The 21,171-nt window shown below is 72.7% G+C and carries 20 protein-coding genes; 4 read left to right on the top strand and 16 right to left on the bottom strand.

What is annotated here, in order from left to right:
- Positions 1 to 9: 9 nt before the first annotated feature.
- The 14 genes from ABD978_RS29790 to ABD978_RS29725 form a co-directional block, all read right to left on the bottom strand.
- Positions 10 to 477 carry a Dps family protein gene (locus tag ABD978_RS29790; RefSeq protein WP_345361974.1) on the bottom strand — a complete coding sequence of 156 codons (468 nt, stop codon included), beginning with the start codon at positions 475 to 477 and terminating at the stop codon, positions 10 to 12.
- A 180-nt stretch (positions 478 to 657) separates the two neighbouring features.
- On the bottom strand, positions 658 to 1,029 hold the full coding sequence (locus ABD978_RS29785; protein WP_345361971.1) for a helix-turn-helix domain-containing protein: 372 nt from the start codon (positions 1,027 to 1,029) through the stop codon (positions 658 to 660).
- Positions 1,030 to 1,140: 111 nt separating this feature from the next.
- Positions 1,141 to 2,415, bottom strand: coding sequence for a CinA family nicotinamide mononucleotide deamidase-related protein (locus ABD978_RS29780; RefSeq protein ID WP_345361968.1), 1,275 nt, complete (start codon positions 2,413 to 2,415; stop codon positions 1,141 to 1,143).
- Entirely contained in the window at positions 2,387 to 2,995 is a 609-nt protein-coding gene (pgsA, locus tag ABD978_RS29775; protein WP_345361965.1) for a CDP-diacylglycerol--glycerol-3-phosphate 3-phosphatidyltransferase, read from the bottom strand. The genes ABD978_RS29780 and pgsA overlap by 29 nt, the downstream gene beginning before the upstream one ends.
- On the bottom strand, positions 2,992 to 4,434 hold the full coding sequence (locus tag ABD978_RS29770) for a MiaB/RimO family radical SAM methylthiotransferase (protein ID WP_345361962.1): 1,443 nt from the start codon (positions 4,432 to 4,434) through the stop codon (positions 2,992 to 2,994). The genes pgsA and ABD978_RS29770 overlap by 4 nt, the downstream gene beginning before the upstream one ends.
- Positions 4,435 to 5,185: 751 nt before the next feature.
- A complete protein-coding gene (locus tag ABD978_RS29765) occupies positions 5,186 to 5,923 on the bottom strand; it encodes a helix-turn-helix domain-containing protein (protein ID WP_345361959.1) in 738 nt (245 codons plus the stop codon).
- A 142-nt stretch (positions 5,924 to 6,065) separates the two neighbouring features.
- Positions 6,066 to 8,636: a DNA translocase FtsK gene (locus tag ABD978_RS29760; RefSeq protein ID WP_345361956.1), complete on the bottom strand. Its 2,571-nt coding sequence runs from the start codon at positions 8,634 to 8,636 to the stop codon at positions 6,066 to 6,068.
- Positions 8,637 to 8,895: 259 nt separating this feature from the next.
- A complete protein-coding gene (locus tag ABD978_RS29755; protein WP_345362494.1) occupies positions 8,896 to 10,575 on the bottom strand; it encodes a ribonuclease J in 1,680 nt (559 codons plus the stop codon).
- Between the two features lie 115 nt (positions 10,576 to 10,690).
- Complete coding sequence (dapA, locus tag ABD978_RS29750; protein WP_345361953.1) at positions 10,691 to 11,629, bottom strand: 4-hydroxy-tetrahydrodipicolinate synthase; 939 nt, start codon at positions 11,627 to 11,629, stop codon at positions 10,691 to 10,693.
- Positions 11,630 to 12,104: 475 nt separating this feature from the next.
- Positions 12,105 to 12,296: a hypothetical protein gene (locus ABD978_RS29745; protein WP_345361950.1), complete on the bottom strand. Its 192-nt coding sequence runs from the start codon at positions 12,294 to 12,296 to the stop codon at positions 12,105 to 12,107.
- Between the two features lie 190 nt (positions 12,297 to 12,486).
- On the bottom strand, positions 12,487 to 13,596 hold the full coding sequence (locus ABD978_RS29740; RefSeq protein WP_345361947.1) for a glycoside hydrolase family 18 protein: 1,110 nt from the start codon (positions 13,594 to 13,596) through the stop codon (positions 12,487 to 12,489).
- A 97-nt stretch (positions 13,597 to 13,693) separates the two neighbouring features.
- Positions 13,694 to 14,113, bottom strand: coding sequence for a tRNA (N6-threonylcarbamoyladenosine(37)-N6)-methyltransferase TrmO (tsaA, locus tag ABD978_RS29735; RefSeq protein ID WP_345361944.1), 420 nt, complete (start codon positions 14,111 to 14,113; stop codon positions 13,694 to 13,696).
- Between the two features lie 86 nt (positions 14,114 to 14,199).
- Positions 14,200 to 15,171, bottom strand: coding sequence for a zinc-binding dehydrogenase (locus ABD978_RS29730; RefSeq protein WP_345361941.1), 972 nt, complete (start codon positions 15,169 to 15,171; stop codon positions 14,200 to 14,202).
- A gap of 65 nt (positions 15,172 to 15,236) precedes the next feature.
- Positions 15,237 to 15,698: a MarR family transcriptional regulator gene (locus ABD978_RS29725; RefSeq protein WP_345361938.1), complete on the bottom strand. Its 462-nt coding sequence runs from the start codon at positions 15,696 to 15,698 to the stop codon at positions 15,237 to 15,239.
- Between the two features lie 96 nt (positions 15,699 to 15,794).
- Between ABD978_RS29725 and ABD978_RS29720 the strand changes: the two genes are divergently transcribed.
- Positions 15,795 to 16,622 carry an alpha/beta fold hydrolase gene (locus ABD978_RS29720; RefSeq protein WP_345361935.1) on the top strand — a complete coding sequence of 276 codons (828 nt, stop codon included), beginning with the start codon at positions 15,795 to 15,797 and terminating at the stop codon, positions 16,620 to 16,622.
- 107 nt (positions 16,623 to 16,729) lie between these two features.
- On the opposite strand, the gene ABD978_RS29715 is transcribed toward ABD978_RS29720, so the two are convergent.
- Positions 16,730 to 17,698, bottom strand: coding sequence for a DMT family transporter (locus ABD978_RS29715; protein ID WP_345361932.1), 969 nt, complete (start codon positions 17,696 to 17,698; stop codon positions 16,730 to 16,732).
- Between ABD978_RS29715 and ABD978_RS29710 the strand changes: the two genes are divergently transcribed.
- The 3 genes from ABD978_RS29710 (at position 17,697) to ABD978_RS29700 (ending at position 20,323) form a co-directional block, all read left to right on the top strand.
- Positions 17,697 to 19,094, top strand: coding sequence for an aminotransferase-like domain-containing protein (locus ABD978_RS29710; RefSeq protein ID WP_345361929.1), 1,398 nt, complete (start codon positions 17,697 to 17,699; stop codon positions 19,092 to 19,094). The two genes, ABD978_RS29715 and ABD978_RS29710, sit on opposite strands and share 2 nt — an antisense overlap.
- 73 nt (positions 19,095 to 19,167) lie before the next feature.
- Positions 19,168 to 19,707 (top strand): CGNR zinc finger domain-containing protein, encoded by a 540-nt coding sequence (locus ABD978_RS29705; RefSeq protein ID WP_345361926.1) that lies wholly within the window; start codon positions 19,168 to 19,170, stop codon positions 19,705 to 19,707.
- A gap of 52 nt (positions 19,708 to 19,759) precedes the next feature.
- Positions 19,760 to 20,323 carry a GNAT family N-acetyltransferase gene (locus ABD978_RS29700; protein ID WP_425550776.1) on the top strand — a complete coding sequence of 188 codons (564 nt, stop codon included), beginning with the start codon at positions 19,760 to 19,762 and terminating at the stop codon, positions 20,321 to 20,323.
- 122 nt (positions 20,324 to 20,445) lie between these two features.
- On the opposite strand, the gene ung is transcribed toward ABD978_RS29700, so the two are convergent.
- The gene (gene ung / locus ABD978_RS29695; RefSeq protein WP_345361923.1) at positions 20,446 to 21,135 is read right to left on the bottom strand and encodes a uracil-DNA glycosylase; all 690 of its coding nucleotides are present in this window, start codon (positions 21,133 to 21,135) and stop codon (positions 20,446 to 20,448) included.
- Between the last annotated feature and the right edge of the window lie 36 nt (positions 21,136 to 21,171).

Genomic DNA, 21,171 nt, shown 5'->3' with positions numbered 1-21,171 from the left:
GCGCCGCGCTCAGCGCTGGGCCTCGAACATCCAGTGCTGCTTCTCCAGGTCCTGCGCGACGGCGATCAGCAGGTCCTGGGTGACGAGGTCCGAGTCGTCCGTGGTCTCGATGCGGTCACGGAACCGCTGGATCATCTGGGCGAGCAGGTCGGTGACCGCGGCGACCACCTTGTCGTCCTGCAGGTAGCCCGCGTCGAGCTGGTGGACCTTGGTCGTGTCGGCGACCGTACGGGCCCGGCCGTCCGGGTTGACCCCGATCGCCACCGCCCGCTCGGCGATCGTGTCCGCGTGCGCACGGGCCAGGTCGACGAGCTCGTCGAGCTGGAGGTGAAGGGAGCGGAAGTTGCGTCCGGTGAGATTCCAGTGCGCCTGCTTGCCCAGCAGGTGCAGATCGACGAGATCCACCAGCGACTCCTGCAGGACGGCGCCGGTCACCTTGCGCGCATCGTCGGGAAGCGGGCTCTTCACGGTCGACATCGCCGAGTCTCCTTCTCAGTCAGGTCAATGTCCCCTTGCAGGGGCGACCCTTCCCGAGAAGGGACCGGATAACCGTGTGATCGGTCTCGCGCCGGGGACCCGACGCTCCGGCGCGCGGACACGAACGCCCTGGTCGCGGACGTCCGCGACCAGGGCGCTGTGCGCGTTTCGAACGGGCCGTCAGGCCGCGACCATGTCGGCGCGGAGCGCGTTCTCGATCGTCTCGGGGGTGTTGGGGATGGCGTCGGCCGAAATCCTGTCGCCGTCGAGCCGCTCATGCTCCGGCGGCGCACCTGCCATCACGGGCTCCTGCTGCAGCTCGGCCAGCGCCAGCTGATCGGAGACGTCGCGCAGCACGTGCGATAGCGGCACGCCGAGGGCTTTGCAGATCGAGGCGAGCAGCTCCGAGGAGGCTTCCTTCTGTCCCCGCTCAACCTCGGACAGATAACCCAGCGACACCCGTGCCGCCGCGGAAACTTCCCGGAGGGTACGGCCTTGGCGCAGCCGCAGCTGCCGGAGTACGTCGCCGAGCAGCTGACGAAGCAGGACCATGTCTCGCTCCCTCCGTGAGTCCTGACTCATCTACCGGTTCCACCGTACCTGTCTTCACGATGCACGTGGCAGACCGAAACTTTCATGTTCGCTTCCGACGTAACGCTGTAATCACCCCGGCTCTTCCCGGTTGCCCGCCGTGACGGCCCAACTCTCACTGGAGTCCAGTGTGAGCAGATGACGCCGCAGCAGGTCAAGTGCATGGACGACGGTCATCCTGCGAATCGGGCCGCGGGCGCGTTCCCCGTCACCGGCCACCGGCAGCCGAACCGAGCGAACCGTCGCGGAACCGCCGGTTTCGGCCACCGCGACGTGAACCGTGCCGACCGGCTGCCCGTCCTGCGGGTCGGGGCCGGCCACGCCGGTCACGGCCAGGCCATAGGAGGCGCCGAGGCGCTCGCGGACTCCGGTGGCCATCGCGGCGGCGACGTCCGGATGGACGGCGCCGTGCGCGGCCAGCAGGTCCGCGGGGACGCCGAGAAGCGAATGTTTGAGAGGGGTCGCGTAAGCGACCACACCTCCTAGGAACGTCGCGGACGACCCGGGCATTCCGGTGAGCTCGGCGCCGAGCAGGCCGCCGGTGAGCGACTCGGCCACCGCGACGGTGGCGTTCCGCTCCGCCAGGAGGCGATGGACGACGCGGTCGAGGTCGAGGTCCTCCTCGGCGTACACCGAGCCGCCGAGCAGCTCACGCGCCAGCGCCGCGGCCTCGGCCACCCGGTCCTCGGCGGTACCGGTGATCCGCACCCGGACCTCGCCGGGCGACGGGTAGTAGGCGAGCCGCACGCCGGGAAGCGCCTCCACCGGAGCGAGACGCGCGGCGACCACCGACTCCCACACCGTCGCCGTGCGCAGCACGCGGGCCGCCACAGGAGTCCCGGCCAGTTCGGGCAGCACATGCTCGTCGACGATCGCGCGCATCTCCTCCGGCACGCCCGGCACGGCGTACGCGACGCCGCCGGGAAGGACCACGCGCAGGCCCGGCGCGGTGCCGGCCGGGTTGGGCAGCCGCCGGGCGCCCTCCGGGACGTCGGCCATCCGCAGCGCCGACTCCCGCAGCGGCACGCCGCGGCTGACGGCCCGCTCCCGCAGCCGGGCCTCCAGGGCCGGGTCACGGCGCAGGGCGACCCCCGCGGCACGGGCCAGCGCGTCCCGGGTCACGTCGTCGGAGGTGCCGCCGAGGCCGCCGGTGACGATGACGGCGTCCGCGCGCTCCAGGGCCTCTCTCAGCGCCGCGACGATCGTCTCGGTGTCGTCGGGGACGACCACGCCGCGGACGACCTCCACGCCCGCCTCCGTGAGGCGCCGCCCGAGCCACCCGGCGTTGCCGTTGAAGATGTCGCCGCGCAGGAGCTCGTCACCGACGTTCAGCAGCTCGACTCGCACGCCCGTCCTTCCACAGTCTCCAGGCCTTGGCCAGGTAGTCCAGGCCCGTCACGACGGTGACCACCGTGGCGGCCCCCATGACGATCCAGCGCAGCGGGTCGAACGGGCCGGGCATGATGTACAGGCCGATGGCGATCACCTGCAGCGTCGTCTTCAGCTTGCCGCCACGGCTGGCGGCGATCACGCCGTACCGGATGACGACGAACCGCAGCAGCGTGATGCCCAGCTCCCGGACGAGGATGGCGATCGTCACCCACCACCAGAGCCGCCCGAGCAGCGAGAGGCCGACCAGCGCCGATCCGACGAGCGCCTTGTCGGCGATCGGGTCGAGGATCTTGCCGAAGTCGGTGATGAGGTTGCGCCGGCGGGCGAGCTCCCCGTCGACGCGGTCGGTGAGCGACGCCACGACGAACATCCCCAGCGCCGCGACCCGCCACCAGGTCCCCTCGATGAACAGCAGCCAGACGAAGAACGGGACGAGCACCAGGCGAACGACGGTCAGCAGGTTCGCGATGTTGAGCACACCCGCCTGCGGGGCCACCGGCGTGGCGATCGGGTCGTCGCCGGCGGAGGTCGTCATGCCCCGTCCACGACGGCGAGCAGGTCGACGCCCATCGCCTCGACGACGCGTGAGCGTACGATCCGCCCGACGGGCGCCTCGCCCTTCAGGGTCACGACGCCGTCGATCTCGGGGGCCTGGTGCGCGGCCCGGCCCTCGCCGGGCTCCTCGACCAGCACCTCCACGATCGATCCGATGCGCTCCTCGGCGCGCTGGGCGGTGAGCTCCTCGGCGAGCGAGGACAGGTCGGCGACGCGGGCGTCGATCTCGGCGGCGTCGAGCTTGCCGTCGAAGCCGACCGCCTCGGTGCCCTCCTCGTCGGAGTAGCCGAACACGCCGACGGCGTCGAGGCGGGCGGCGGTGAGGAACTGCGCGAGCTCGTCGACGTCGTGTTCGGTCTCACCGGGGAAACCGACGATGAAGTTGGAGCGCACGCCGGCCTCGGGGGCGAGCGCGCGGATCTGCTCGAGCAGGCCGAGGAAGCGCTCGCGGTCGCCGAACCGCTTCATCCGGCGCAGCAGCGGGCCGCTGGCGTGCTGGAAGGACAGGTCGAAGTACGGCGCGACGCCGGGCGTCGTGGCGATCGCCTCGATCAGTCCGGGGCGCAGCTCGGCGGGCTGCAGGTAGCTCACCCGGACCCGCTCGACGCCGGGCACGGCGGCGAGCTCGGGCAGCAGCGTCTCCAGCAGGCGGATGTCGCCGAGATCCTTGCCGTAGGAGGTGGAGTTCTCGCTGACCAGGACGATCTCGCGGACGCCCTGACCGGCCAGCCAGCGGGCCTCGTCGAGGACCTCGGTGGGCCGGCGCGAGACGTACGCCCCGCGGAAGGCCGGGATGGCGCAGAACGTACATCGCCGGTCGCAGCCGGAGGCGAGCTTGAGCGGGGCCGCCGGTCCGCCGCCGAGGCGCCGCCGCAGGACGCGCGGGCCGCTCGCCGGGGCGACGCCCTCGGGCAGGTCCGGCGCGTCGAGGGCGGGCGGCGGATCACCGTGGCCAGGGACGTGGACGTCGGCCCCGGACCGCTGGACCGGGCTGAGCGGCAGCAGCTTGCGCCGGTCCTGCGGAGTGTGGGCCCGGTGCGGACGGCCGGCGAGGACGTCGTCGAGGCGCTCGCCGATGGCGGCGTAGTCGTCGAAGCTCAGCACCGCGTCGGCCTCGGGCAGCGACTCGGCCAGCTCCGCGCCGTACCGCTCGGCCATGCACCCGGCCGCCACGACCCGTGCCCCGGAGTCGGACGCCGCGAGCAGGGTGTCGATCGAGTCCTTCTTCGCGGCGTCGATGAAGCCGCAGGTGTTGACGAGGACGACCGAGGCGTCGCCGGAGTCGTCGAGCGTCCAGCCCGCGCTCTCCAGGCGTGCCGCGAGCTCCTCGGAGTCGACCTCGTTGCGGGCGCAGCCGAGGGTGACCAGGGAGACGGTCCGGCGATCCGCCGAGTCGGTGGGTTGGTCGGCGGTGCTCACGCGCGGTGCTCCCCTCTCGCGGGGCGCGTGCGCTGCGCGGCCGCGGGCTCAGTACGCGGGGTGGACATGCCCCATACGGTACTGGCCCGCACGAGGCGGGCGGCCGTCAGCGTCTCTGATCAGCTAAGCGGTCCCATGCCAGACGTGGTGTCTGGCATGGGTTGTATCCACCTGGGTGGGGAGGCGTGGGCGTGGAGGTGGAAACCGGCACCCAGTGCTGCTCCTCGTGGCCGGTGGCCAGGGGTGGGTGTGCTGATCGTGGTCACGTCCTGGTTCCGGTGGGCTGCGCGGGGCAGCCGGACCCGGTCCGTTGGTGCGTGTCCCGCCGGACGCTGGCCGGCAGGACCGCGTGGGCGGGCTGCCGGGGAGGGAACCTCGCGTCGCCTGGGCGCGAGGCGGTTGGCGCGTGGCGGGGTGGGGCCGGTCTTGGTCCGGTCCTTCCGGCTGGTCTTCCCGATCGTGATGACAGCGTTGGCTTAGCTGAAGGCGAGGTCGGCGTGCACTTTCCGGCCCGCCGGGCGCAGGGTCGGCAGGTGGATTACTGCGTCCGCCGGGATGGTGGGTGGGAGGGCGAAGGGGATCGCCGCGCGCACCCGATCCCACTCCTGCGGGGCGCGCTTGCCGGAGGCAGGAAGCTGCCGTCGAACGCGTGGATGGCGTTGCGGAGGCTGGGCTGGAGCGTCTGTGCCCCGGATGGGGTGAAGGTCAACGACCGGATCGTGGAGGAACCAGGCATGACTAATGAGGTCGATCAGCCTTTCTGCGGATCTCCCGGGCCGAAGGCGAGCCGGACGACCTGGCCGTCCGGGCCGGGTGAGCCGAGGTCCTTGCCGTTCACGGTGAGGCGCACCCCGCCACCGTTGCCGATGACCAGGCGGATGTGCTTCTTGGCCGACCACTCCTGGGACTGACCGGCGCGGATGACGCCGCTGAACAGCTGCTTGCCCTTGTCGTCCTCGACGCTGAGCCAGCTCGCCCGCTTGGCCTTGAGGCGGACGGTGACCTCCTTGCGGGGCGCCTGGGCCACGGCGGCGGTGTGCGACGGGCGGGCCGTCGCCGTCGCGGTGGCGGCCGGCGCGGCGGCCCGCTCGGCGGACTTGTGGCGCTCCTCACCGGTGGCCACCCGGAAGATCCCGTACAGCACGACGGCGACCAGGGCGACCGCCATGGCGGCGCTCCAGTTCGGCGAGCGGCGTTCCAGGATCTTGACGGGGGTCTTCGCCTCGAACGCCAGCCGCGCGGAGACCGCCTGCGGCGGGCCCCCGTGCGCGTCGTCGTACTCCTGGACCAGCGGCTCCGGGTCGATCCCGGTGGCGCGCGCGATGCTCCGGATGTGGCCGCGGGCGTAGAAGTCCCCGCCGCACATGCTGAAGTCGTCGCGCTCGATGGCCTGGAGCACCGTCTCGCGGATGCGAGTCCGGCCGGCGACCTGCGGGACGCTGAGACCCGCCTCCTGGCGGGCCTTCGCGAGGGTGCCACCGATCGTCACGACACGCCTCCTGGGAACCTCGTGGCGGTGTTCAGGTCCACGCCGCCGGGTCGCTTCCCCGCTCCATGATCAGTCTATGAAGGCGGGGCGTGAGAAGCGATGTGCAACGCGCACTAAGTCAGCTACCCCAAGATCTCGATCGCTACTCTCCGCGCAGGGACGCGAGCACACCGGGTAGATCGTCGGGTTTGACCAGGACGTCACGTGCCTTCGACCCCTCGCTGGGGCCCACTATGTTGCGGCTTTCCAGCAGGTCCATGAGGCGCCCCGCCTTCGCGAACCCGACGCGCAGCTTTCGCTGCAGCATCGAGGTCGAGCCGAACTGCGTGGAGACGATCAGCTCGGCCGCCTGGATCAGCAGCTCGAGGTCGTCGCCGATGTCCTCGTCGATCTCCTTCTTGCGCGTCTCCGCCGCGGCGACGTCCTCGCGGTAGTCGGGCTCGGCCTGCTTCTTGCAGTGCTCGACGACCTCGTGGATCTCCTTCTCCGAGACATAGGCGTTCTGCAGCCGCATCGGCTTGCTCGCGCCCATCGGCAGGAACAGCGCGTCACCCTGGCCGACAAGCTTCTCCGCGCCCGGCTGGTCGAGGATGACGCGGCTGTCGGCGAGGCTGGAGGTCGCGAACGCCAGCCGGGACGGGACGTTCGCCTTGATCAGGCCGGTGACGACGTCGACGCTGGGCCGCTGCGTGGCGAGCACCAGGTGGATGCCCGCCGCGCGGGCCAGCTGGGTGATGCGCACGACCGAGTCCTCGACGTCGCGGGGCGCGACCATCATGAGGTCGGCGAGCTCGTCGACGATCACGAGGAGGTAGGGGTACGGCTGGTAGACGCGCTCGCTGCCCGGCGGGGCGGTGAGCTTGCCCGCGACGACGGCCTTGTTGAAGTCGTCGATGTGGCGGTACCCGGAGGCGGCGAGGTCGTCGTAGCGCCGGTCCATCTCGCCGACCACCCACTGCAGCGCCTCGGCGGCCTTCTTGGGGTTGGTGATGATCGGCGTGATCAGGTGCGGGATCCCGGCGTAGGAGGTGAGCTCGACGCGCTTGGGATCGACGAGGACCATGCGCACCTCGTCCGGGGTCGACCGCATGAGGATCGAGGTGATCAGGCCGTTGATGCAGGTCGACTTACCGGCGCCGGTGGCGCCCGCGATGAGCATGTGCGGCATCTTCGCGAGGTTGGCCACGACGGTGCGGCCCTCGACGTCCTTGCCGAGCCCGACGAGCATCGGGTGGTGGTCGCCTGCCGCCACCGAGGACCGCAGGGTGTCCCCCAGGCTGACGATGTCCTTGTCGGTGTTGGGGATCTCGACGCCGATCGCGGACTTGCCGGGGATCGGGGAGATGATCCGCACGTCGGCGCTCTTGACGGCGAGCGCGATGTTCTTGGCCAGCGCGGTGATCCGTTCGACCTTGACGGCGGGGCCGAGCTCGATCTCGTACCGGGTGATCGTCGGGCCCCGGGTGAAGCCGGTGACCTGCGCGTCGATGTTGAACTGGTCGAGCACCTCGGACAGGGCGTTCACGACGACGTCGTTGGCCTTGGTACGCGGCTTGACGACCGATCCGGCCTTCAGGACGCCGGGAGGCGGCAGCCGGTAGGTGCCGTCGCCCGTCGACGAGGTCGACAGGGTGAGCTGCTCGGTGATCCGCGGCGCCGGCGTCGGGTCGGGCGGCATGGGAGGCTCCGGCGGCTCCGGAGGCGACAGCAGCTCGTCGGCGAGGCTCGGCCCCTCGTCCTCCTCGAAGATCTGGTCGGCCCGCGTGGTCCGGGTCTCGGACACGACCGGCGTGTCGTACGGCTGGTGGTGCTCTCCGACCTCGACCTCGGCCTTGCGGGACCGTTTCCGATTCTTTGCGGTCTTCTCCGGCTCCTCCGGTGCCTCCTCCGGCTCGCGCAGCAGCATCCGGTCCCGCAACTCGGCGAGCCGGTCCGGCACCCGGTGCACGGGTGTCGCGGTCACGACGAGCACGCCGAAGCCGACCAGCAGCAACAGCAGCGGGACCGCGACGAAGGCGGTGACGGTGCTGGTGAGCGGCGCGGACAGCAGCCAGCCGAGCAGGCCGCCGCTGCCCTGCAGGGCGTGCTCGCCCGCGCTGGGGTACGGCGTGCCGTGCGCGATGTGCACGATGCCGACGATGCCGCCGACCAGCGCCGCGCAGCCGATGAGGATGCGGCCGACGTCGCCGTTGCGCTCCGGATGGCGCAGCAGCCGCCAGGCCGGCAGGAGGCAGATCAGCGGCAGCACCATGGCCAGCGATCCCAGGCAGTCCCGGATCACTCGGCCGAGGTTCTTCAGCGCCCAGGTGTGCGGGTCGAACCAGGTGGCCGCGGCCAGGACGATCGCCAGGCCGAGGAAGGCGAGGCCCTGCCCGTCGCGGCGGTGCTCCTCGTCCAGCTCGCGGGCCCCGCGCCCGAACGTCCGCGCCATCCCGCCCACGGCGCGGGCCAGGAGCAACCACACCTGGGCCACGAACTGCCAGAAGCCGAGGAAGAGGGTGCTGATCGGATCGGGCCGCTGCGGCGGGCGGGAGCGCGCCGCCGGCCGGGACGCCGCCGGTGCGCGCTTGCGCGTCCCCGACGCGCGTGCCGGGGTCTTCGCGGCCGAACCCTTGCCCCCGGCCGCCGGTTTACGGGCGGCGGGCCTTCGCGCCGTGCCGCCACGCGTACCTGAGGAGGAGCCCTTAGCACCCCCGGGCGTACGTGTGGCCATGATGCCGAGACTAGCGGCGCCCCGCCCGCCGCCGTTGAACCTCGCCTTACGGCGTGTCGTCGATCGGCCGTCGGCGGGCCGAACCCGCCCCGCCCGGCCGGTCCCCGGACGCGAGTCCGGAGGACACGAACCGGCCCCGGACGGGCATCCGCAGGACACGAACAGGTCCCGTCCGGCCGGTCCCCCGGACGCGAGTCGGGGGGACGCGAACCGGTCCCGTCCGGTCCGGTCCGTGCGGACCGGACCGGCTCGGGGTGGATCAGACCTCGACGATGACCGGGATGATCATCGGGCGGCGGCCGTAGGTCTCGTTGACCCAGCGACCCACCGTGCGGCGTACGACCTGCCGCAACTGGTGGATGTCGTTGACGCCGTCCGCGGCGGCGGTGTCCAGTACGTCCTCGATGCGCGGGATGACCGGCTCGAAGCTGTCGATCCCGGCTCCGCGGGCGTGGATCTCCGGGCCGCCGAGGGGCTTGCCGCTCTCGGAGTCGACCACGACGACGATGGAGACGAAGCCCTCGTCGCCGAGGATGCGGCGGTCCTTCAGCGAGGTCTCGGTGATCTCGCCGACCGACAGGCCGTCGACGTAGACGTACCCGGCGCGGACGGCTCCGGCGATCTGCGCCTTGCCGTCGACCAGGTCGACCACCACGCCGTCCTCGGCGATGATGACGTTCTCGTGGGGGACGCCGGTGAGCTCGGCCAGCCGGGCGTGCGCCCGCAGGTGCCGCCACTCCCCGTGGACCGGCATGAAGTTGCTCGGCCGGGTCATGTTCAGCACGTACAGCAGCTCGCCGGCCGGGGAGTGACCGGAGACGTGCACGAGCGCGTTGCCCTTGTGCACGACCCGCGCGCCCCAGCGGGTGAGGCCGTTGATGACGCGGTTGACGGCGTTCTCGTTGCCGGGGATGAGCGACGACGCGAGGATCACCGTGTCGCCCTCCTCGATCCGGATCTGGTGGTCCCGGTTCGCCATCCGGGACAGCGCCGACATCGGCTCGCCCTGCGAGCCGGTGCAGACCAGCACCACCCTCTCGGCGGGCAGGTCGTCGATCTCCTTCTGGTCGACCATGATCCCGCCGGGCACCTGCAGGTAGCCCAGGTCCCGGGCGACGCCCATGTTGCGCACCATGGACCGGCCGACGAGGCAGACCTTGCGGCCGCTGGCATGCGCGGCGTCCAGGACCTGCTGCACGCGGTGGACGTGCGAGGCGAAGCAGGCGACGATGACGCGCTTCTCCGCCACGCGGAGCACGTCGCCCAGGACGACGCCGATGTCGCGCTCGCTGGTGACGAAGCCGGGGACCTCGGCGTTGGTGGAGTCCGACAGCAGCAGGTCGATGCCCTCGGCGCCGAGGCGGGCGAACCCGCCGAGGTCCGTGAGCCGGCCGTCCAGCGGCAGCTGGTCCATCTTGAAGTCGCCGGTGGCCAGCACGAGGCCGGCGGGCGTGCGGATGGCGACCGCCAGGGCGTCGGGGATCGAGTGGTTGACCGCGAGGAACTCACAGTCGAACGGTCCAAAGGACCGCCGGTCGCCCTCGGCCACGCGCAGCGCGACCGGGTTGATGCGGTGCTCGGCGAGCTTGGCCTCCAGCAGCGCGAGGGTCAGCCGTGAGCCGACGACGGGGATGTCCGGCCGCTCCCGCAGGAGGTACGGCACGGCGCCGATGTGATCCTCGTGGCCGTGAGTGAGGATCACCGCCTCGATGTCGTCGAGGCGGTCACGGATGTAGTCGAAGTCCGGCAGGATCAGGTCGACGCCGGGCTGCTCCGTCTCGGGGAACAGCACGCCGCAGTCGACGATCGCCAGCCGGCCGTCGTACTCGAACACCGTCATGTTGCGGCCGATCTCGCCGAGGCCGCCGAGCGGCACGATCCGCAGACCGCCCTGGACGAGCGGCCGCGGAGTGCCGAGACCGGGATGCGGATGACTCATCCCCATGCCCCCTCACCTGATCGAGCGGGGGCATGGTCTTGCGCGTTGGTCACGCGCCCTCCTACCTATTCAGCGGCTCGCCTCTCCGGCGATGCCTTGGGAACCTGTGGTCCGCTCACGGACCCTCCACGATCTTGACGCCGCCGGCGACGAGGTCCTCGCGCAGCGCGGCGGTGAACTCCGGCGTCGCGTCCACCAGGGGCGGGCGGACGGTGCCGCCGGGCAGCCCGAGCAGGGACAGCGCCGCCTTGGTGGCGATGACGCCCTGAGTGCGGGTCATGAGGGCGGTGACGACCGGCAGCAGCCTGCGGTGGATCTCCGTGGCGCGCCGCGTGTCCCCGCCGAGGAACGCGTCGATCATCTCGCGCAGGTCGGCGCCGACGACGTGCCCGACCACGCTCACGAAGCCGGCCGCGCCGACCGACAGCCACGGCAGGTTCAGCGCGTCGTCGCCGGAGTAGAACACCAGATCCGTCTCGGCCATCACCTGCGAGGCCCCGAACAGATCGCCCTTCGCCTCCTTCACCGCGATGATCCGCGGGTGGTCGGCGAGCCGCAGCAGCGTCTCCGCGGCGATGGGCGTGCCGGTACGGCCGGGGATGTCATAGAGCATCACCGGCAGGCCGGTCGCGTCGGCCACCGTGGTGAAGTGGCGCGCGAGTCCTTCCTGCGGCGGCTTGTTGTAGTACGGGGTGACGACCAGGAGGCCGTGGGCGCCGGCCCGCTCCGCCTGGCGCGCCAGCTTCAGGGTGTGCTGGGTGTGGTTCGTGCCGACGCCGGCGACGATCGTCGCGCGGTCGCCGACCGCCTCGAGGACGGTGCGCAGCAGGCGCTCGTCCTCCTCGTCGCTCGTCGTCGGCGACTCTCCCGTCGTCCCGCTGACGACGAGGCCGTCGTTGCGCTGCTCGTCCACCAGGTACGCGGCCAGCCGTGCCGCCCCGTCGTAGTCGATGGTGCCGTCGGCGGCCATGGGGGTGACCATCGCGGTCAGCATCCGGCCGAAGGGCGCGGAGTCGTCACGTCCCTGCGGCAGGGCGTTCGTGCTGGGTGCCATGTTCCGAACTTACCGGGCATCGGCGGTGGCCGGGAGCCGCGGGGACCTCCGTGTCGCCTCGTCCGGGCGTCGTCCCGGCACCCGGAACACCCCGTGTTTCCTGGGTTTTCGCCCGGTCATGAGGCCCTGACGAGGAAGACGCCGCCAGAACACGCTCGGGGGTACGCGTTCTGACGACGTCACCTTCAGCATCGGAATTCAGAAAACCGGCGTTACCGGAGAACCTTGACGGCCTCTCGTACGTTGGAGTGAGTGGGACGGGGTTCCGCCGGGGTCTGGCGGGGCTGGCGGAGCCTCTCCCGGCGGAGGATGCGCGCCTCGGTGGCAGGGGTCTGGGGCTCTCCGCGTCGGTCACCCACCCGACCGGCGCACCGGCCACCGAGGCGCGCGCATCCGCGCCTGAGGGGCATCCGGTGGATCACCGGACACCCCTACGGCGCGTCTGACGAATCCGCTGTCAGACCCGCCTAGCCCGTCAGGCGTCCTGCCGGGCGTCGAGATGCTCACGCAGCTTCAGTTCCAGTTCTTCCCGGCTCCGGGCGCGGAGGCACTCGTTGCGCCGTACCGCCCACCAGTGACCGGAGCCGCCGAGCCCGAACCGCCAACCGGAGTAATCGGCCGCCAGCTGCTGCAGCTGACCGGCCGCCCCCTGGACAGTGTCCTCCATGTGCATCTCTCCCGAACCTCCCACACCGCCAGCCGCGGCGATCCGCACCACGGTCGCCGGAATTCCTTCCCCGCGTGAGGACGAATCGACCACATGGCCGCGAGCGGTCAGGGGGTCCGCGGGGAAGCGTTTCACCTGCGAAGACAGGTCATTTAATCAGCTTTTGCGGCATGTATCGCAAGCGTCAGATTTAGTTGTCCATCGTGTCGCTCGCGCGCTGACGGACGGTGCCCGCGCGCGTACGGCGGGACGTCATCCGAGGGCCGCTCCGGGGTCGCCCCGGACCCCGGTCAGCGCGGTTCGCCCAGCCATCCGGCGCGGTACGCCGCCCAGTCGCGGTCGCTCGTCGTCCAGTCGGCGTAGACCGCCACTCCGTACGGCCCCGCCGGGGTGGCCGGCGCAGCCGCGCGACGCCCTGCCGCACACCGCGCAGCGCGGTGGGCAGGTCCTCGGCCCACGGCGTCGGCGACCGGTAGGTCGGCGCCCCCATGAAGACGGTCACGCGATCGCCGATCAGCGACAGCGTCCGCTCGGTGTGGTGGGCGAAGTGCCATCCGGCGAGCGCCCGCGTCGGCGCCTCCGAGTCGTACGTCATGATCGCCACTTGGTCGACGCGGTCCGCGACGGCCTTCAGGTACGCCGCCGTGGGCCGTGGCGGGTAGTGGGTGCTCCCACGCGGGAGCACGAGCCGGAAGAGTGGCTGCGTCCAGTCGGCGAGTCCCGGTTGCTCCAGCGCGACCGACAGCAGCCGTCCCCGGGCGCGCGTCACCTCCCGCGTGCGCGTCAGCAGGTCGAGGAAGTTCCGGTCGTCGGGGTAGATCGGCTCGATGTCGTAGTGGATGCCGGCGAACCCCACGTCGAGGAGGGCGCGATCGGTGTCCAGGATGTGCGCCCGCGTCGCCGGCGCGCGCAGGTCCAGCGGGCCGCCGCCGGAACGCTCGACCTGCCCGACGTACGCCTGGGCGCGCACGCCCGGCGCCAGCCGGCGCAGCGCCGCGAGCAGCTCCGCGGCGTGGCCGTACCGCGCCGGCGGGATCCGTCCGTCGCCGGTCAGCGGGCCGACGTGGAAGAAGACGTCGGTGATCCGATTCCGGGTGAGCGTGCCGGCGAGCGCGCGGTACTCGGCCTCGGTGCGCGCCTCCCCCGCCCACTGGTGCCGGGCCCACAGCGCGTTCGCGGTGCCGCCGTACACCGGCGGTTCCGGCTGCCAGTCGAACCACGCGTACCCGAAGAAGATCATCGAGGCGCCGAGCATGGTCGCGCAGACCCACGCCACCGCCCGGACGAGTCGCCGTGTCATGCCCCTCCCTGATCAGGAGGTCCGACGCTCCGGATCGCCCGCCGGTTCGCCCAGGGATGTCCGGCCGGGCAAAGATCCACCGGGCACCCCTGGGTGATCAGCGTTCGGCGACGTCCTGGTCGAGGACCGGCTTGACGTCGACGATCGGCGTGCCGTCCAGGGCCTCCAGGTCCTTGACCAGGACGCGGAGCCCGTCGACCCGCAGGATCGTCACCCGGTGCAGGCCGATCGGGTTCGGCCGGTCGGGCGACCGCGTGCTGAACACCCCCTGGGGCGGCCGGGCCAGGTCGCCGCGCGGGTGGACGACCAGGGCGTCACGGGACGCCCGGTCGAACCACGTCAGCACGATGACCTGGGCCCCCTCGGTCAGGTCGCGCAGGCCCTCGCGGACGTCCTCCCGGAACACCAGCCACGCGTCCGGCGCTCCTTCGTCGCCCTGCCGTGGCGCCGCGGCCCGGTCGGTCAACGGCGACTCCACCCGGCCGATGGGGTGCACTTCGTACGAACCGTCGGTCACCGTATCTCCTCACGATCGCGCGTCGCCGCCATCATGACGGGCGATGGCGGCGGCGCTCCCCGCTTTCGACGAAGAACGAAGGCCGGTCAGGCGACGATCAGCAGGGCCTTGCCGAGGACCTCGCGGGCCTCGATCGCGGCATGGGCCTCGGCGGCGTCCGTCAGCGGGAACGTACGCCCGATCACGGGTTCGATCCGGCCCGCCGCCGCCTCGCCCAGGGCCCGCTCGGCCAGCCGCCGGTACTCCTCCGGCCCGAACTGCAGGTCCTGGATGCCCCGTACGGTGAGGCCCCGTCGTGCCACCGCGCCGGGGTCGACCGGGGCGAACCCGCCGCTGGGCGCCCCGTGCGCGGAGATCCGGGCCCCGTCCGCCGCGACCGCGATCGCCGCGCCGCCGATCTCCCCGCCGGCGCCGTCGAAGACGACGTCGGGGCCCCTGCCTCCGGTCGCCTCCCGCACCCGGTCCGCCCATCCCGGCTCGCTGTAGTCGACCACGACCTCGGCGCCCAGCTCACGGGCGAGGTCGAGCTTGCGCTTGCCCCGCGCGGCGGCGATCACGTGCGCTCCGGCCGTGCGGGACAACTGCACCAGCAGCGTCCCCATGCCCCCGGCCGCCGCGACGACGAGCACCCACTCCCCCGGCCGGACCCGCGCCGGGTCGAAGACGCCCAGCGCGGTCACCCCGTCGTGCAGGAGGGCCGCCGCGGTGGCCGGGTCCAGCCCGTCCGGCACCGGCAGCAGCCCGTCGGCCGGGACCACGACGTGGGTGGCGTAGCCCCCGTCGGGAGTCCGGGTGGCGACCCTCCGCCCGGCCCAGGCGGGGTCCACCCCCTCGCCGACGGCGCTCACCTCGCCGGTGACGGCGCCGCCGGGCACGTAGGGGGGCCGCACGTCGAAGTACTCGCCGCCCCAGCCGGACCGGATCTGCGTCTCGACGAACAGGGTGTCCGCCGCGGAGACCGCCACCACGACCTGCCCGGGTCCCGGGACGGGATCCGGGCGGTCCACCGGAACGAGCACCTCGGGACCGCCGAACCTTCCAACCTCGATCACCCGCATCGTCACCACTCCCCTTCGTAGGACCTGTGTTCGTGACGAGCGTGGAACATGAACCTTGGTTGAGGTCAACTCGGTTCGGCCCGCAGGCGGGCGAGCGTCTCCGGCGTCAGCCGCCGGGCCAGCCGCTCGAGCAGGTCGGCGACCTCCGCGACCTCCCCCGGCTCGTCCGTGCCGAGGGCGGCGGCCAGGGCGCCGTCGATGGGCGTCGAGCGGACCGCCGCGACGCGTTCGGACACCTGCGGCGCCTGCCGTACGAGCATCCGCCGCCGGTCCCGGGGGTCGGGCTCCGCCACCACGGATCCCGCCTCGCGCAGCCGGGCGACGGCGCCCGAGACCTGGCTCTGCGGCAGTCCCGTGCGGGCGGCGATCTCACCGATCGCGCTGTCCGGGTGCGCCACGACGTCGCTCGCCACGATGAGAACCGTCCGGACGCTGGTCGAGTACTCCGGCAGCCCCTCGGTCGGCATGGCCTCTTCGCCGATCTTCATCAGCGTCCGGCCCAGCAGGAACAACTCCACTCCGTTCATGACGGCACGATACATCGAATCAGATGCATCGATGTTGATGTATCTGATTCGATGCTTTATCGTCTCGATCACCACCGCTCGACCGAGGGAGTTCACATGAAGACGGCCACGATCGCCGTGTCGGGAGCCACGCTCTACTACGAGATCCGCGGAGCCGGTCCGCTGCTGCTCGTCCTGCAGGGCGGCGACGGCGACGCCGGGCGCAACGCCGACCTCGTCGCCCGGCTCGCCGACGACTACACGGTGGTCACCTACGACCGCCGCGGGCTGTCCCGCAGCCACCTGGACGACCCCGGAGCACCGGTGACGCTGGAGACACACGCCGACGACGCCCACCGTCTCCTCGCCGAGCTCACCGACCGCCCGGCCCTGCTGTTCGGCTCCAGCTTCGGCGCCCTGACCGGCCTCATCCTGGCGAGCCGCCACCCCGCGCGGGTCGACACCCTGGTGGCCCACGATCCGGCCACCGCCCGCCTCCTGGACGACGCCGCGCGGGCCCGGATCACCGGAGAGCTCGCCGACCTGGAGGAGATCTTCCGCCGCGATGGCGTCCTCGCCGCGCTGAAGCGCCTCGGCGAACTGGTCGCCGCCGACTTCGCCGACCGGGAGCCCGACGTGCGCCTCCCCGAGCCGCCCGACGCCCGGCGCATCGCCAACCTGGAGTTCTTCTTCTCCCGGGACATCACCGCGATGGTCGAGGCGCCGTTCACCGCCGCCGACGCCACCGCGCTGAAGGAGTCCCCGGTGCGGGTCGTCCCGGCCGCCGGCCGCGCCTCCCGGAACATCTGGAACTACGAGTGCGCCGAGGCGCTGGCCGCCCTCCTCGGCACCGGCGTCGTCGAGTTCCCCGGGGGCCACAGCCTCTCCACCCACCCGAAGGCCTTCGCCGCCCGGCTCCACGAGGTCCTCGCCGACCGCGGATGAGCGCTCCCCATGGCCGCCAGAACGCTCGGAGAAGGCTCGCGCCCCCGTCCGTTACAGCGCGATCCACCGCTTCCCGTCGCGACCTTCACCGAGCGTCCCGCCGTCGTTCAGCCCTTCCCGGCCGCGCCGGGCGACGCCACCTCGGGGGTGGCCGCCGGGCGGGCGGCGGCGGTGCGTGAGACGCGGGCCCGCTGGGCGATGAGGACGCAGAGCAGCACACCGGCCGCCGCGACGACCGTGCCGGCACCGGCATGCTCGCCGAGCAGCAGCCAGGACCAGAGGAGGGTGAGCAGCGGCTGGGCGAGCTGAACCTGGCTCGCCCGCGCCACCCCCGCCTTCGCGAGCCCGGCGTACCAGGCGAAGAACCCGAGGAACATCGACACGCCCGACACGTACGCCAGGCCGGTCACCGCCGCGCCGCTCCAGTGCCCCGACGTCGCCGCGAACAGGGCCACCGTGACCGGGATCGTGATCGGGGCGACGAGGACGAGCGCCCACGACACCACCTGCGGGCCGGGCATCTCGCGGGCCAGGCGGCCGCCCTCGGCGTATCCGAGGCCGGCCGTCAGCATCGCTCCGAGCAGCAGCGCGTCGGCGGGAGCGAACCGCCCCACCCCGTTCCGCAGGGTGAACGCGACGATCAACGCCGCGCCCGCCAGGCTCGCCGCCCAGAAGACGGAAGAGGGGCGCTCGCCGGCCCGTACGACGGCGAAGACCGCGGTCGCGACGGGGAGCAGGCCGACCACCACGGCGGCGTGCGACGAGGAGGACCCGTGGTCGAGGGCGAGCGTGGACAGGAGCGGGAACCCGAACACGATGCCGAGGGCCACCACTCCCAGAGAGGCCCACTGACGCCCGTGGGGCCACGGGGCGCGCATCAGCCGCAGCGCGACGGCGGCGAGGACCGCGGCGATCCCGGCGCGCCCGATCCCGATCAGGTACGGGCCGAAGTCGCGCAGCGCGAACTCGGTGGCCGGGAAGGTGAAGGAGAAGGCGAGGACGCCGAGCGCGGCGGCGCTGAAGCCCGGAGGCAGCGCTACCGCACTCCGTCGAGTAGCGTTATCATGATTTCTCATGAATAACGATAGCAGTATCGCCGGCCTCGCCACAGAGCTGCGGGCCGCGGTGGCGAGGCTGCGCCCCGGCGACCGGCTGCCCTCCAGCCGGTCGCTGATGAGCCGGTACCAGGTCAGTCCCGTCACCGTGGCCGCCGCGATCCGGCTGCTCGCCGCCGAGGGCCTCGTCGTCGCCCGGCCCGGCAGCGGCACGTACGTCGCGGAGCCGCCGCGGCCGACGCCCGCGGAGCCGGCGGACCTGGACTGGCAGGCGGTGGCCCTCGGCGACCGCACCGTCGACGCGGCCGGCGTGGTCGGCCTGCTCTCCCAGCCCCCCGAGGGCGTGATCGCGCTCAGCGGCGGCTACCTCGCGCCCGCCCTGCAGCCCGTCCGGGCCCTGGCCACCGCGGCCGCGCGGGCGGTCCGCCGGGCGGACGCCTGGGAGCGCCCGCCGCTGTCCGGCCTGCGCGACCTGCGCGAGTGGTTCGCCCGTACGGCGGGCGGTGACGTCACCGCGGCCGACGTGACCATCACCAGCGGGGGTCAGGGCGCGATCAGCCTGATCCTGCGCGCCCTGCTGCCATCCGGCGCCCCGATCCTCGTCGAGTCGCCGACCTACCTCGGTGCGCTCGCCGCGGCCCGTGCCGCCGGGCTGCGCCCCGTTCCGGTGCCGGTCGACGACCAGGGCCTGCGCACCGACCTGCTCGCCGACGCGTTCGCGGCGACGGGGGCACGCGCGCTGTTCTGCCAGCCGACCTTCCACAACCCGACCGGTACGGTGCTGTCCGCTCCGCGTCGCGAGCAGGTCCTGGACGTCGCCCGCGCGGCGGGCGCGTTCGTGGTCGAGGACGACTACAGCCGCCATCTGGCGATCGACCCGCCTCCTCCGCCCCTGGTCGCGTCGGACCGGGACGGCCGGGTCGTGCACATCGGCTCGCTCACCAAGATCACCGCACCGAGCCTGCGGGTCGCCGCGGTGATCGCCCGCGGACCGGTCGCCGAGCGCATCCGCTCGGCGCAGGTCGTCGAGTCGTTCTTCGTCGCCCGCCCGCTCCAGGAGACCGCCCTGGAACTGGTCACCTCTCCCGCCTGGCCGCGTCACCTCCGCACCGTCGGCGAGGCGCTGACGCGGCGGCGCGACGCGCTCATCTCCGCGCTCGCGGCGGCGGGCCTGCGTCCCGCCGTCCGGCCGCGCGGAAGCCTGCACCTGTGGGTCGGCCTGCCGGACGGCGTCGACGACGTCGCGCTCGCCGAGGCCGCGCTGCGGGCGGGCGTCCTGGTCAGTCCCGGGCGGCGCTACTTCCCCGCCGAGCCGCCGAAGCCGCGCATGCGCCTCAGCTACGGGACGGCGGCCGGCGAGACGGAGCTCGCCGAGGGCGCGGCCCGCTTCGCCAAGGCACTGGCCGCCGCGTCGTAGCCACCGCATCGGAACCGGTGTTCGAAGTACGCTGGTGTCGAGGCGGAGGCTGTGGGTTCCATGAGGAGGGCGCATGACCGGTTCGGAGAGCGCCCTGCTGCTGCGTGACTTCGTCAACACCTACGACGTGGACTGCGACATCGACGACTTCGCCGCGCCCTGGGACCTCAGCGGCTGGCTGACCGAGCGCGGGCTGACGCCGGCCGGCGCCCGCGCGGACCAGTCCGACCTGGCGTTGGCGGTGGCCTTCCGCGAAGGCCTCCGGACCGCGATGCTCGGCCATCACGGCCCGGCCGCGGCGGCTCCGTCCGCCGACCTCGATCGGGTCCTGGCCGCGCTGCCCCTCCGCGTGTCGCTCGACGGCCCGGCACTGCTCCCGCTGGCGGGCGGGGTCCGCGGTGGGCTCGCGACGATCGCGGCGGCGGTCATGCGAAGCGTCGCCGAGGGCGACTGGGCCCGGCTGAAGGTGTGCCGGGAGACGACGTGCCGGTGGGCGTTCCTCGACACGTCGAAGAACCGCTCCCGCAACTGGTGCTCGATGCGGATGTGCGGCAACCGGACGAAGACCCGCGCCTACCGCGCGCGCCGCCGGGCCACCGCCTCCGGTACCTGACGCCGCTCCACCCCGGCGGGCGGATGGGCGGTACCGTCGTCGGCATACGAACGTGAAACGAGCGGGGGTCGAGACACCGGTGGGCGTGGTGGGGGTACGGGCGGCGTATCCAGGAGACGTGGCCGCCGTCGCGGAGATCCAGGTACGGGCCTGGCGAGAGGGGTACCCCGGCGTCATCCCCGAGGCGGCGCTGGCCGAGATGACCGGTCCGGAGGCGGTCGCCCTGTGGCGTGAGCGCTGGACGGAGGCCGTGGCCGCCCCGCCGAGCCCACGGCACCGGCTGCTGGTCGCCGTGGACGAGGGTGTGATCACCGGGTTCGCCGCGCACGCCCCCGCCGGGGATCCCGACCAGGACCCGCAGACGACCGGCGAGCTGCTCACCCTCCTGGTCGACCCGGCCCACGGGCGGGCCGGGCACGGTAGCCGCCTGCTCGCCGCCACCGTCGACCATCTGCGCGAGGACGGCTGCACGACGGCCATCACCTGGGTCTTCGCCGCCGACGACGCGCTCCGGGGCTTCCTGACCTCGGCGGGCTGGGCGCCCGACGGGACGCACAGCAAGGTCGACATGGGCGAGCCGGTCGCGATGGTGCGCCTGCACACCGCCATCGCCTGATCCCGTGACCCGGCTCCGCCGGAAGGCCCGGCGGAGCGGCGGGACGGTGCCACCCCCTGGGACGGCGGAGCCCACGGGGCAGCGGAACCGGCGGAACGGCGGTGCCCGGCGGACGGTGGGTGCTACTTCGTGCTGTCGAGGGTCCAGTCGATCTCGGGCTCCCCGGCGTCGGCCAGGGCCTTGTTGACGGCGCTGAACGGCCGGCTGCCGAGGAAGCCCCGCGGGTTCATCGGGCTGGGGTGCCCGGCCTCGAACACGACGTGCTGCGCGCCGGTGACGAGGTCGCGCTTCTTGCGGGCGTAGGCGCCCCAGAGCACGAACACCACCCGCTCGCTCCTGGCGTCCAGGGCCCGGATCACGGCGTCGGTGAACTCCTCCCAGCCCTTGCCCGCGTGGGAGCCCGCCTTTCCGGCGCGCACGGTCAGCACCGCGTTGAGCAGGAGCACTCCCCGCTCGGCCCACGGCGTCAGGTCCCCGGTGGTGGGGACCGGGACGCCGAGGTCGTCGTGGAGCTCCTTGAAGACGTTGCGCAGCGACGGCGGGATCCGCACGCCCGGCCGGACGCTGAAGCTCAGCCCGTGCGCCTGACCCGCGCCGTGGTAGGGGTCCTGCCCGAGGATGAGCACCCGGGCGTCGTCGGGCGCGCACAGGCGGAAGGCGCTGAACAGGTCGGGCTCCGGCGGATAGACGGTGCCCGCGGCGTACTCCGCGGCCACGAAGTCGCCGAGCCGCCGGGTGGCGTCGGGGTCGAGCAGCGGCTCCACGCGCTCGCGCCAGGCGTTGGGAAGGTGCTCCAACAGGTCGAAGGACATGCGCGGCAACCTAACACCACGGCCGGACGGATTTCC

Source organism: Actinoallomurus liliacearum (assembly GCF_039542035.1).
GTDB classification, from domain to species: domain Bacteria; phylum Actinomycetota; class Actinomycetes; order Streptosporangiales; family Streptosporangiaceae; genus Actinoallomurus; species Actinoallomurus liliacearum.
The sequence above is the reverse complement of the archived record's forward strand: the minus strand, read 5'-3'. Positions and strand labels throughout refer to the sequence as shown.

Bases quoted from the DNA above. Each gene is read 5' to 3' on its own strand.
- ABD978_RS29790 (WP_345361974.1), bottom strand. From the start codon at position 477: ATGTCGACCGTGAAGAGCCCGCTTCCCGACGATGCGCGCAAGGTGACC.
- ABD978_RS29785 (WP_345361971.1), bottom strand. From the start codon at position 1,029: ATGGTCCTGCTTCGTCAGCTGCTCGGCGACGTACTCCGGCAGCTGCGG.
- pgsA (WP_345361965.1), bottom strand. From the start codon at position 2,995: ATGACGACCTCCGCCGGCGACGACCCGATCGCCACGCCGGTGGCCCCG.
- ABD978_RS29760 (WP_345361956.1), bottom strand. From the start codon at position 8,636: ATGGCCACACGTACGCCCGGGGGTGCTAAGGGCTCCTCCTCAGGTACG.
- ABD978_RS29755 (WP_345362494.1), bottom strand. From the start codon at position 10,575: ATGAGTCATCCGCATCCCGGTCTCGGCACTCCGCGGCCGCTCGTCCAG.
- dapA (WP_345361953.1), bottom strand. From the start codon at position 11,629: ATGGCACCCAGCACGAACGCCCTGCCGCAGGGACGTGACGACTCCGCG.
- ABD978_RS29745 (WP_345361950.1), bottom strand. From the start codon at position 12,296: ATGGAGGACACTGTCCAGGGGGCGGCCGGTCAGCTGCAGCAGCTGGCG.
- ABD978_RS29740 (WP_345361947.1), bottom strand. From the start codon at position 13,596: ATGACACGGCGACTCGTCCGGGCGGTGGCGTGGGTCTGCGCGACCATG.
- ABD978_RS29730 (WP_345361941.1), bottom strand. From the start codon at position 15,171: ATGCGGGTGATCGAGGTTGGAAGGTTCGGCGGTCCCGAGGTGCTCGTT.
- ABD978_RS29725 (WP_345361938.1), bottom strand. From the start codon at position 15,698: ATGAACGGAGTGGAGTTGTTCCTGCTGGGCCGGACGCTGATGAAGATC.
- ABD978_RS29720 (WP_345361935.1), top strand. From the start codon at position 15,795: ATGAAGACGGCCACGATCGCCGTGTCGGGAGCCACGCTCTACTACGAG.
- ABD978_RS29710 (WP_345361929.1), top strand. From the start codon at position 17,697: ATGAATAACGATAGCAGTATCGCCGGCCTCGCCACAGAGCTGCGGGCC.
- ABD978_RS29715 (WP_345361932.1), bottom strand. From the start codon at position 17,698: ATGAGAAATCATGATAACGCTACTCGACGGAGTGCGGTAGCGCTGCCT.
- ABD978_RS29705 (WP_345361926.1), top strand. From the start codon at position 19,168: ATGACCGGTTCGGAGAGCGCCCTGCTGCTGCGTGACTTCGTCAACACC.
- ung (WP_345361923.1), bottom strand. From the start codon at position 21,135: ATGTCCTTCGACCTGTTGGAGCACCTTCCCAACGCCTGGCGCGAGCGC.